Here is a 9560-nt window from a genome sequence, read left to right on the forward strand (position 1 = left end):
ATCTTGTTTTTATCTGTGTAATCAAGGGTTTGCTCCTTTTTAGCAAACCCTCGCTATTCCCCAAATCCGCTTTCTATTAATTGCTCTAAAGCCTGCAATGCCTGTATTTCGTCATCTCCGTCTGCAAGCAAAGTTATCGTAGACCCTGCATTTGCCGCAAGCGTCATAAGCCCCATGATACTTTTTCCGTCCACTTCCTGAGAATCCTTAACAATCTTAATTTTAGATTTAAACTTGGACGCCGTCTGCACCATAACCGCGGCAGGGCGCGCATGCAAGCCGAATTTATTTTTTATTATAAGTTTTTTTTTCAAGCATAGCACCCCTTAAGAACTATAGAAATATTGAAATAAGTACTCCTGAAATTATTATAAAATAAAAAAGCAGGAAAATCGGCCATCTCAGGCAAGTCCAAAATATAGTTAAAACAAATGTGCCCAAAATGGCTATTATCAGTTTTGCATTGCCGCCAAAAGATATGAAATAATAAAGAGCAATTAAAGATAATATTATTACCGAAACGAATCTTAAAATATTCAAAATACTTTGGAAATTAACTGACGCTACTTTTTCAATTATTTTTTCTCCCAATTCATAGCTTATTCTTAAAGACATATATCTGAATGTCAACTGAACAGAATTGTAAATAACGAGAAAAAAAGCCGGTATTATTAACGGATGAATTACACTGTTAGATTTCACATATATGAATATTAACCCTGTCGCCAAAATAGCCGCGAAAGGCCTAAGTGTTGCCCAAAAAAGCGCATCCCCCATGGCAGCTAATGGCCCGGCCATATTTTTCTTTATGTTTGAAATTTCAATTATATTGTTTTGCGACCCTTCGCTTATTTTTTCTTCCATTTTTGCTGTTAGCCCAATTATGATGCTTGCCATATAAGGCTGAGTATTAAAAAATTCTAAATGCCTTTGGTAAGCCTCCTGCCTTTTTTCTTTATCGGGATAACATTTCTTCAAGAAAGGAAGTAGCGCGAACAAAAAACCAATGTTTTGCAATCCTTCAAAATTCCATAATGCCTGCAAGAAAAATGACCGCCATAATAATAAAATAAAGTTTATCTTTTTTTTCATTGTTTTAGTTAGGCTTAATGAAAACAATTTTTATTAAATTTATTTCATGCAAGAAAGTTTCCCGTAACATGCATTGACTAACACAATGCTAAGGCCTGCCGCCGGTAAAAGATACCATGCAACTTCAAGTCCCGATTTTATTTGAAAGGGCAATACATTGAATATTTCTTTTAAGAATATTTGCCCCGGATAAATCAAGACCAGATAAAAAATGAACGCTTTAAAATAAAATAAAATTAACCCTGAATAAATTCCCAGTTCAATTCTTTTTTCCTTGCCCTTTTTAATTCCTTCTTCAATCCAGCGGGCAATTTTAGAATTATAAAATCTTAATCGGACGTCAAAGATCCTGAATAAAATGCCTAACGGCAAAGATAAGGCCATAGCAAGAATTATTGCGCTTTTTTCACTATTCATGTATTTTATGCCCCAGACAGTTGTAAGGATTGAAATAACTGTAACATCATGCGGGATGGACGTCCCCATAGGTATGGCATTAATCCACATAAGCTCAACAATAACTCCTATCCAAAAACCGGAAACAACATCCCCTAGGATATAGCCGACGACAGGGCCCGCAAAGATCGGCCTGGATATCATAATTTGGCCGAATGCAGTTACATCAAGTTCAAAAATTGCCGCCAGTAGTGAAATGCCGATAATTTCTATCATTTTTAGTCAGTTATTTTGATTTTAATTTGCTGCTCCAAAACTCCGTTTTCAAGAATATTTAACTTGAAAATAGGTATTACTACAGTTCCCTGATGGGTTTTTTCAAATCCTCCTTCGGATAAGGAAACTGTTTCTAAGGGGAATATATTTAAATCTAACGATGAAGAAAAAATCATCTCAACGGTGAACTTAAAATGCTCGTCCTTACGCATCCATTTATTGACAGACTTTAGTTCAGCATTATCGTTTTCAACAAAACTTGAAAATGCATAATTAAATTCAGGCGCAAAAAGGATTTCAATGTTTCTTTTTTCAAGGTTTTTTATTTTATAAATTATATTCAATCCCGTCTTAGAAGGAGTTATCGCTTTTTCAATATTTACTTTCAAAGGATTTTGATTTTCCCAAACGATTCCGTCTCTTTTCATGATAATTTTATTTTTTTCAATTTTAAAAGCATATGCTCCTAAAACAAAATCTCCCTGTTCGGCATATTGCCCTTTTCTGAGCTCGTCAAATTTAGTGTTTGGGTGCAGGAAATGATCAACTAAAGAGGCTCTGCGGTACCAATCATAGGTTAAGAAACGGTCTAAATTTACTTCCTTAACTCTAATAAAATCATGAATTGTACGAATTTCGCTTGCCTGATGATGTGTTTTTGAAAGAAATTCTTTTAATCTTTTATGATATGCTTCTCTTCGCCTGGTTAAAACATTCAAAACATTAATCTCTTTTGGGATAAAATCCCATTCAAATATCGTTCCCCCGTTATGCGGTGAAAAGTAAATATTCTGACCAGAACTTTCATAAATAACTTCGTTTCGCCCGTCACAATCAAAATCCATCTCTTTCCAAGCGGTTTTATGTCCGGATTTTCTAAAAAACAATGATTCAGCCTTAATCAATTCTTTGTATACTGCAGTCCTTAAATGAGGCAGATAAAGGCCTCCAAAAACTCCGTGCCAGTATGCGCAATTGCATTGTCCCGCATAAAGCGCATCAAATATTTCAGAATTCTCGTCACTTTTTTTCTTTAATTCATTCACTTTTGAACTGACATAAAGCATTTTCTTGTGCATATTATTTGATTCATCGTATTTGCTTAAGAAATTTCTCCAGAACCCGCCCCTTAAAAACCGTTTGGCCTGCGGGTTGTTTTCGAATTGGCGCGTTACCCCTTCAAAAACTTCCTGAGCATCCTGAGGAAGAGCCCATTCGGACATCTCAAAGTATGATGCGCACGGAAGATAAGCCCTTCCTTTTGCTGAAAATTTATCTAGATATTCTGAAAAAGTTATCGGCTCAATCCAGTCCAGATTCTTTTCAACCGCTTTTAGGAAATTCTCAAGCCAACCGTTCTTATAAACGTGCTTATTTGTTTCCGGCCACATCCCGAATTTTTCCCCGTCATCCGCCATAACAATGGCGCAATTTCCGGTTTCATCTGCAAACGAGGACATATATTCTATTGTTTTTTCCACTGTTTGAAACGGGATATAATACCTGAGTTTTTGGCTTATAGGGAAAATATTAAGTTTTGTGCCCTCTTCTTCAGTTGTGTAGTATCCTTTGAGTTTTTCCACATCAAAGCCCGACGCCGCAAAATGAGCGTCATCAACAACAGTATATTCCACGCCTGATTCATTAATTACTTTTGCAAGATGAGGTTCCCATACCCTTTCTGTAAGCCACATCCCGCGCGCTTTGAACTTAAATTCTTTTTTCAAAAATTCCGTCAGCTTTTTGATCTGTCCCTTTTTATCAACATCCGGTATTGATGGAATTATAGGCTCATAATAGCCTCCTGTAAGAAGTTCCAGCTGGCCCAAATCCAGCATATCTTTTACCGCTTTGATATATTCGGGATGTTTTTCTTTGAAAAAGTCCCACAAAACTCCGCTGCAATGCAAAGACCACTTGATTTTTGGATGTTTTGATAAAAGCTCCATAAAAGGCCAATATGCATCCTGAAAACCTTTCTCAATAACATGCAGGAAATTTCCTACAGGCTGGTGATTGTGTATTCCTAAGATAAAATAAAGTTTTTTCATGATTTTAATTTTATTTTTTTGACAATTCTTCCCTTATTATGCTCATCACATCTATCTTTGTATCATCAGGAAGAATGCGTCCCTCAAGTTCAACTCCGAGCTTTGAAATATTTTCAAAAGCATCTATGTCCGAATTGTCAACCGAAAGATTTTTTAAAATTTGTCTCTTGCCGCTTGAAAAATGCATTCCCCCGACGTTTATTGAAGCTAGTTTTACCCCGAGATTCAAAAATTTCAAGGCATCTGCCGGATTAGAAAAAAGGATCAGCAAAAAATCCTTATCAAAAATATTTAATTTTATTTCCGATACCGCGTCATCAACTGACAAAGTGCTTACCTTGACATTGCTCGGAGCAGCCATTCCCAAAAGCGTTTTCTGCATTTCGTCGCGTGCGGCTTCATCAGAAACAACTAAAATATGCGTAACCCTTATCTTTTTAAGCCAGCCCTCGACAACCTGGCCGTGAATTAGACGATCGTCGATGCGGGCTAACACTATTGGCATGTTTAATTACGTCCCTCAACCATGCTATTTTATTTTATTCAAAAATGACTCTTTGACGTTTGTGATATTTTTTTTCGCATCTTCCAAGACCTTTTCGGCAAGTTCTTTTAAATTCATTGAAGATCTGTTCATGAAAGCAGAAATTAGCATATATAAATTTAATCCCGTTATGATTTCTATTTTAAAGTTTTTTGAAAATGGCAAAGACGCGTTGCACGGAGTTCCCCCGGCCATATCTGCCAATATCAAAGTTCCTTCATCGCTTTCTAGCTTTTTAAGGAGCTCCCCGAGCTTTTTCGAAACACTTACTAAAGAATCTACAAGCTCAAGTGAAAAAACAAAAACTTCTTTCTGTTCCCCTACGATGTTTTCTGCAGTCTTTAATATTTCCGAACCTAAATCTCCATGAGTAAAAATTATAATTTTTATCATTTTATCTGTTGTGCGACTTTATTATTTCAATTATTTTAGCTGCAAGCTTTTCAGAATTATGGCGCACAAACTCTTTTGTAGCCGAAACTAAATTTGATTTAACTAATTTTGATTTTCCAAATTTCTTTTTATCAACTAACACGGGAGCAGAATTTCCCTTTGTGTAGCGTTTCAATACTTTTTTATCAATTATTTTTGTGTTTGCGACTATATAATTTATAACATTCTTGCCTAGATATTTTTCTATGGTTTCCAAATGATCGCTCAATTTATATCCGGAAGTCTCGCCGGGCTGTGTCATCAGATTGGAAATGTAAATTTTCGGAGCGCGGCTTTCTTTAAGGGCCCGCGTCACTCCTCTTACTAAAAGGTTTGATATAATGGATGTATAAAGAGATCCCGGCCCGATTACGATTCCGTCCGCAGACATTATCGATTCAATAACATTTGGCCCTGGAGGAGGACTGGCAGGATTTATGGCAAGATGTTTTATCGGGGAGTCGCTTCCCGTAATTTTACTTTCCCCTTGCACAACTTTCCCGTTTAAAAGAGTCGCCTTCAATGTAACCGAACTTAAAGTTACGGGCAAAACTTGTCCGCGTATCGCAAGCACTTCGCTTGCGCGGGCTACGCCCGAATCAAACCCTCCTGAAAGCGACGACATCGCGGTGAGAAAAAGATTTCCGAAAGAATGTCCGGACAGCGATCCTGCGGAAGGAAAACGGTACTGAAACAGTTTTGTCATAAGATTTTCTTCTTCTGACAAAGCCACTAGACAGTTACGTATGTCTCCGGGCGGTAATACTCCTAGTTCGCGGCGCAATGCGCCGGAACTTCCGCCGTCGTCAGTAACGTTAACAACGGCAGTGAGGTTCGGAGTATATTTCTTTAAACCTCGCAGAAGGACTGAAAGACCTGTGCCTCCGCCTAAAACAACAATTTTAGGTTGAAACTTATCATTTTTCATTTAAGATTATATAACGTGATCTATATCGCGGTGATATATTTTTACCGAATATTTCAGTTTTTTAAGAAATTTGGCAATATCTTCCGTAAATACAACGGAGCGGTGTCTGCCCCCTGTGCATCCAATAGCAATTGTCAAATTACTTTTGCCTTCTTTCACAAAATTAGGCAGAAGAAACTTGAGCATTTCGGAAAACTTATTTAAAAATATTCGGTATAGCTTTTGGGTTTGAACATATTTTTTTACTCCGGAATCTTTGCCGGTCTTGGCTCTCAAATGCTTTACATAATTTGGGTTCGGTAAAAAACGCACGTCTATTACAATATTAGAGTCTATGGGCAATCCATATTTATACCCGAATGAAAGTAAAGATATGGTCATATTTGCACTTTGTGATACTAGTTTCAAAATATCTTTGAAGCAATGTGGAATCATTCGCATTAAAAAATATTACCTTGTATTTTATTTTCTTTTTTTTCAAATATTTTAGAATGTCGTTAAAAAGAGAAAGAGATTTGCCTGCACGGACATCAATGCCAAGCGCTATATTTTGAAATTTTCTTTTTAGCGCAAGGTCAACAAATTCAGGGACAAGGGATGGCGGAAGGTTATCAACGCAAAAAAAGCCAAGGTCTTCTAGAATTTTAAGCGCCTGGCTTTTTCCTGCTCCTGAGATACCTGTGATTATAAAGAATTTATTGCACATAATTTATTTTTCATAATTTTTTTGACATTTGCTGAATCAGTTTCTGATTCAATTCCTGGGCAGAATAATGCCCTTGATTTTTCAGCCTCTGGTTTAAACTCGCGATTTCAACTAAAACTGCCAGGTTTCTTCCCGGGCCTACCGGCAAGACTACCTCAGGAACCTGAACATTCAATATTGTCGTAAAATTTTCCTCAAGGCCGACTCTTTCATAATCCATATTTTTCTTCCAGTCTTCAAGCCTTATCACAAGTTCAATATTTGTTTCATCCAGAATATATCCTATCCCGAAAAGACTTTTAACATCAATTATTCCCAAGCCCCTGATTTCCATATGATGCTTAATAATTTCTTCGCCCCGGCCGATAATTCTGTTTCCTGAACGCCTAAATATGACAACAACATCATCGGCAACAAGCATGTGGTCTCTTTTAACTAGCTCCAGCGCGCATTCAGATTTTCCTATCCCTGCATCCCCGATAATTAAGACCCCCAAGCCGTAAACTCTCACCAAAACACCGTGCAGTTTTGTTGAAGGAGACATCTTGTTTTCCAGATAAAAAATCAGCTCGCCCATAAGCTGAGAAGTCATTACGGGTGTTTTAAAAACAGGGATTTTAAACTTTTCGCTAAGCCGAGTCATTTCAGGTAAAGGCTCAAGTCCTCGTGCTAAAATAAAACAAGGGATATCGGAAAATGAAAATATTTTTTCCAGAATTTTAGTTTGTTTTTCCAGCGGCAGTGATTTTAGGTAGTCCTGTTCTCCCAAACCAATAATTTGCATGCGTTCGGCAGGAAAATGCCCTAAATATCCCGTAAAAGCAAGGCCGGGCCGGTTTATTTCAGAAACCTTTATTTCTCTTTTAGTCCCTTCAACCCCGGAAACAAGGTCCAGCTTTAAATCTTCATTTTTATCCTGAAAAAAAGTTGATACCGTGATACTCATTTAATATGCGTCCTCTTGCTCAATTATTTTTAACACGTCCTCTTTTGTTTTTGCGTCGCGCAGCGCCTGCCTGAAAAATTTGTCTTTAAAAAGCCTTGAAATCCTTGAAAGCGCCTTTAAATGCTGCCCTGCCACTTCTATGGGACCTACAAGAAGAAAAATTATGTATACCGGTTCTCCGTCAAGAGAATTAAATTCAACTCCTTTCTGAGATATGGCCAGCGCTCCTATCTGCTCAGATACCGAATCGGTCTTGCCGTGAGGAATCGCAACTCCCTGCCCTATGCCGGTTGAACCTAATTTTTCTCTTTCTATAATCGTATCTATAACCTCTGCGGTTTTTTTAATTTTTTTGCATTTTTGTAAAAGGTCTACCAGCTCAGTAATTGCCTCTTTTTTGCCCTGGGCCTCAAGATCCAGCAAAATCGCATCAGGACATAAGAAATCCTTAATCTTCATTAAACTCCTCCCGTTTTATTATTATCGTATAAAATTGCTATATCTCCGGTTCTATAAGCCCCAAGGTTCCGTTATCTTTTTTGTATAAAACGTTAATCTGTGACGTGTCCGAATTAAAAAACATATAGAATTTATTTCCTAAAGCTTCCATCTGGTTTACCGCTTCTTCCAAAGACTCAGGTTTTACGTCAAAACGATTTACTTCGCTTATGTTTATTTTCCTTCTATCGTTTTCATCAATATTTTCAAAAGATATTTCGCCGATTTTTTTAAGCGCTGCTGTCTTCAGGTTGCCTTTCCTATGAATTTTTGCCATTTCTTTAATCTTTTTCAGCTGTTTATCAATTTTGTCCATTGCAAGATCAATTGCCGCGTAAAGATCCGATGAAACTTCTTTTGCCCTGAATATCGACTTGGCGCCGGTGCGTCCTGTATGAAGTATTATTTCTGCCTTCTGTCTATATTTATCTACGGATAGTATTATCTGAACGTTCACGACATTGCTAAAATAGTGCTGGGCTTTTTCTGCTTTTTTGCGCGCATAGTTTGCTATAGCATCTGTTAATTTGATATGACGCGCTGTAATTTTTATCTGCATTAATTTTCTCCCCGCCCCGATCTATCGGGGCGCGGCCTCGCTCGCTCACTTATAAGCGAGGCGGGCTTTTCAATACGAAACAGTTTTTATACCATATTTTTGTTGTCTTTTCAAATATAAATAGCTTTTTTACATCCTGAATTTTTCACCCAAATAAACTCTTCTGGCATCGTTGCTTTTTATAAGTTCTTCCGCGTTTCCTTCTATCAGAGTTTTGCCTTCATATATAATATAGGCTCTATCAATGATCTCAAGGGTTTCGCGGACATTGTGATCAGTAATCAAAATTCCAAGCCCTTTTTCTTTCATCAACCTATGAATAATTCCCTGTATATCTGAAACAGTTATCGGATCAATGCCGACAAAAGGTTCGTCCAGAAGAAGAAATTTAGGTTCTGTCACTAAGGATCTGGCTATCTCGCATCTTCTTTTTTCCCCGCCTGAAAGAGTTACTGCGAGCTGCTTCCTCAACTTTGTAAGCCCTAATTCATCCAAAAGCTTGTCAACCCTAAATTGTTTTTCCTTATCCGTTAAAGGCAAAAGCTCGGCTATGGCCATGAGATTTTGTTCTACGGTAAGCCGCCTGAATATTGACGGTTCCTGAGAAAGATAGCCTATCCCTTTTCTTGCGCGCATATACATCGGCCATTCCGTAATATCAGCGGAATCTATGTAAACATTTCCCGAAAGAGGTTCAACAAGCCCGAGCATCATGAAGAAAGTCGTGGTTTTTCCGGCGCCGTTTGGGCCTAAAAGCCCCACAATTTCTCTCTGATTCACCTTAATGTTTATTCCGTCGACAACCAAGCGGTGATGATATCTTTTTTTTAGATTTTTTCCCTCAAGAATCATTTGTCCTCAAAAATTAGTCCTTTAAATATACCTTTCCAGAAACATTGTTTTCAAAAAATATCTTTCTTTTATCCAAAAAAAAAGTTATTTTATCCGCCTTGTAATCGCCTTTATTTTCTTCTTGCTTATAAATAACTTGCGGCTGAGGATTTTTTCCTGTCATTATTATTATTCTTTCCTTCTGTTTGAAAACAGTTTCCGGAGAATATGAAGTCACTGATGAAGAAATAACTGATACTTTTCCCTTTGCATAGATTTCTTCGGTCTTTGTATTAAACTC

At 37.4% G+C, this 9560-nt stretch carries 12 protein-coding genes and 1 pseudogene; all 13 read right to left on the reverse strand.

Going from position 1 to position 9560, the window contains the following annotated elements; all coding sequences use genetic code 11:
• Nucleotides 1-53 precede the first annotated feature (53 nt).
• Nucleotides 54-314, reverse strand: a complete 261-nt coding sequence (locus NT145_04525; protein ID MCX5781953.1) for an HPr family phosphocarrier protein — start codon at nt 312-314, stop codon at nt 54-56.
• Between the two features lie 19 nt (nt 315-333).
• Nucleotides 334-1092, reverse strand: a complete 759-nt coding sequence (locus NT145_04530; GenBank protein ID MCX5781954.1) for a PTS system mannose/fructose/sorbose family transporter subunit IID — start codon at nt 1090-1092, stop codon at nt 334-336.
• Between the two features lie 39 nt (nt 1093-1131).
• Nucleotides 1132-1764 carry a PTS sugar transporter subunit IIC gene (locus NT145_04535; protein MCX5781955.1) on the reverse strand — a complete coding sequence of 211 codons (633 nt, stop codon included), beginning with the start codon at nt 1762-1764 and terminating at the stop codon, nt 1132-1134.
• A 2-nt stretch (nt 1765-1766) separates the two neighbouring features.
• Nucleotides 1767-3815 (reverse strand): DUF1926 domain-containing protein, encoded by a 2049-nt coding sequence (locus NT145_04540; GenBank protein ID MCX5781956.1) that lies wholly within the window; start codon nt 3813-3815, stop codon nt 1767-1769.
• A gap of 10 nt (nt 3816-3825) precedes the next feature.
• The gene (locus NT145_04545) at nt 3826-4320 is read right to left on the reverse strand and encodes a PTS sugar transporter subunit IIB (GenBank protein ID MCX5781957.1); all 495 of its coding nucleotides are present in this window, start codon (nt 4318-4320) and stop codon (nt 3826-3828) included.
• Nucleotides 4321-4344: 24 nt separating this feature from the next.
• Nucleotides 4345-4752: a hypothetical protein gene (locus tag NT145_04550; protein MCX5781958.1), complete on the reverse strand. Its 408-nt coding sequence runs from the start codon at nt 4750-4752 to the stop codon at nt 4345-4347.
• Nucleotide 4753: 1 nt separating this feature from the next.
• Nucleotides 4754-5719, reverse strand: coding sequence for a YvcK family protein (locus NT145_04555; protein MCX5781959.1), 966 nt, complete (start codon nt 5717-5719; stop codon nt 4754-4756).
• Between the two features lie 6 nt (nt 5720-5725).
• Nucleotides 5726-6425: pseudogene (locus NT145_04560) on the reverse strand (RNase adaptor protein RapZ).
• 10 nt (nt 6426-6435) lie between these two features.
• On the reverse strand, nt 6436-7371 hold the full coding sequence (gene hprK, locus NT145_04565) for an HPr(Ser) kinase/phosphatase (GenBank protein MCX5781960.1): 936 nt from the start codon (nt 7369-7371) through the stop codon (nt 6436-6438).
• Complete coding sequence (locus NT145_04570) at nt 7372-7830, reverse strand: PTS sugar transporter subunit IIA (protein MCX5781961.1); 459 nt, start codon at nt 7828-7830, stop codon at nt 7372-7374. It lies immediately after the preceding gene.
• A 37-nt stretch (nt 7831-7867) separates the two neighbouring features.
• Nucleotides 7868-8428, reverse strand: coding sequence for a ribosome-associated translation inhibitor RaiA (gene raiA / locus NT145_04575; protein ID MCX5781962.1), 561 nt, complete (start codon nt 8426-8428; stop codon nt 7868-7870).
• Nucleotides 8429-8557: 129 nt separating this feature from the next.
• On the reverse strand, nt 8558-9280 hold the full coding sequence (lptB, locus tag NT145_04580) for an LPS export ABC transporter ATP-binding protein (GenBank protein ID MCX5781963.1): 723 nt from the start codon (nt 9278-9280) through the stop codon (nt 8558-8560).
• A 13-nt stretch (nt 9281-9293) separates the two neighbouring features.
• The coding region (locus tag NT145_04585; GenBank protein ID MCX5781964.1) for a hypothetical protein at nt 9294-9560 on the reverse strand (267 nt) is incomplete at its 5' end.

Source organism: Elusimicrobiota bacterium (assembly GCA_026388075.1).
Lineage (GTDB): Bacteria > Elusimicrobiota > Endomicrobiia > Endomicrobiales > JAPLKN01 > JAPLKN01.